The organism is Nonomuraea salmonea (genome assembly GCF_042428605.1).
GTDB classification, from domain to species: domain Bacteria; phylum Actinomycetota; class Actinomycetes; order Streptosporangiales; family Streptosporangiaceae; genus Nonomuraea; species Nonomuraea salmonea.
The window spans coordinates 1-1,681 of record NZ_JBHMCF010000054.1; the positions used below are offsets into that span (position 1 = coordinate 1).

1 protein-coding gene is annotated in these 1,681 nt (G+C 67.7%); it reads right to left on the reverse strand.

The window, feature by feature from the left end; translation table 11 throughout:
• Positions 1 to 1,681, reverse strand: a 1,681-nt coding sequence (rpoB, locus tag ACFFR3_RS45145; protein ID WP_379485162.1) for a DNA-directed RNA polymerase subunit beta, incomplete at both ends; no start/stop codon positions are given.

Below are 1,681 nucleotides of genomic sequence, written 5' to 3' on the forward strand. Positions count from 1 at the left end.
GCGCACCAGCTCGTTGACACCCGGCGGCAGCTCGTCGCCCTCCTCACGGGAGAACACGCGCACCGCGATGACCTTGCCCTGCTCGCCGTGCGGCACCTTCAGCGAGGTGTCACGCACTTCGCGGGCCTTCTCACCGAAGATCGCGCGCAGCAGCCGCTCCTCCGGCGTCAGCTCCGTCTCACCCTTGGGCGTGACCTTGCCGACCAGGATGTCACCGGGGACGACCTCGGCGCCGATGCGGATGATGCCGCGCTCGTCGAGGTCGGCCAGCACCTCCTCGGACACGTTGGGGATGTCGCGGGTGATCTCCTCGGGGCCCAGCTTGGTGTCGCGGGCGTCGACCTCGTGCTCCTCGATGTGGATCGAGGAGAGCACGTCGTCCTGCACCAGGCGCTGGGACAGGATGATCGCGTCCTCGTAGTTGTGGCCCTCCCACGGCATGAACGCCACCAGGAGGTTCTTGCCCAGCGCCATCTCGCCGTTGTCGGTGCAGGGACCGTCGGCGATGACCTGGTTGACCTCGACCCTGTCGCCCTCGGCGACGATGGGCTTCTGGTTGAAGCTGGTGCCCTGGTTGGAGCGCTTGAACTTCGCCACGCGGTACGTCGTCCGCGTGCCGTCGTCGTTCATGACCGTGATGTAGTCGGCCGAGACCTCCTCGACCACACCGGCCTTCTCCGCGCTGATGACGTCGCCGGCGTCGGTCGCGGCACGGTATTCCATGCCGGTGCCGACCAGCGGCGCCTCGCTCTTGAGCAGCGGCACCGACTGGCGCTGCATGTTGGAGCCCATGAGCGCGCGGTTGGCGTCGTCGTGCTCGAGGAACGGGATCATCGCGGTGGCCACCGACACCATCTGGCGCGGCGACACGTCGATGTAGTCGACCTCCTCGGCACGCGCGAGCTCGGTCTCACCACCCTTGGTGCGGACCAGGACGCGGGCCTCGGCGAACGAGCCGTCGGGGTTGAGCGTCGTGTTGGCCTGCGCCTTGACGTAGCGGTCTTCCTCGTCGGCGGTGAGGTAGTCGATCTGGTCGGTCACCTTGCCGTCGACGACCTTGCGGTAAGGCGTCTCGACGAAGCCGAAGGCGTTGATCCGGCCGTAGGAGGCCAGCGAGCCGATCAGGCCGATGTTGGGGCCTTCAGGGGTCTCGATCGGGCACATCCGGCCGTAGTGGGACGGGTGCACGTCACGGACCTCGAACCCGGCCCGCTCACGCGACAGACCACCGGGGCCCAGCGCGGACAGACGCCGCTTGTGCGTCAGGCCGGCCAGCGGGTTGGTCTGGTCCATGAACTGCGACAGCTGCGAGGTGCCGAAGAACTCCTTGATCGAGGCCACCACGGGGCGGATGTTGATCAGGGTCTGCGGCGTGATCGCCTCGACGTCCTGCGTGGTCATGCGCTCGCGGACGACGCGCTCCATGCGGGCCAGGCCCAGGCGGACCTGGTTCTGGATGAGCTCGCCGACGCTGCGCAGACGACGGTTGCCGAAGTGGTCGATGTCGTCGACCTCGACGATGACCTCGCCGTTGGCGCCCGGCATGGACTCCTCGCCGGCGTGCAGGCGCACGATGTACTCGATCGTGGCGACGATGTCGTCCTCGGTCAGCGTGCCCAGCGTGATGTCGGCGTCGACGCCCAGCTTCTTGTTGATCTTGTAGCGGCCGACCTTCGCGAGG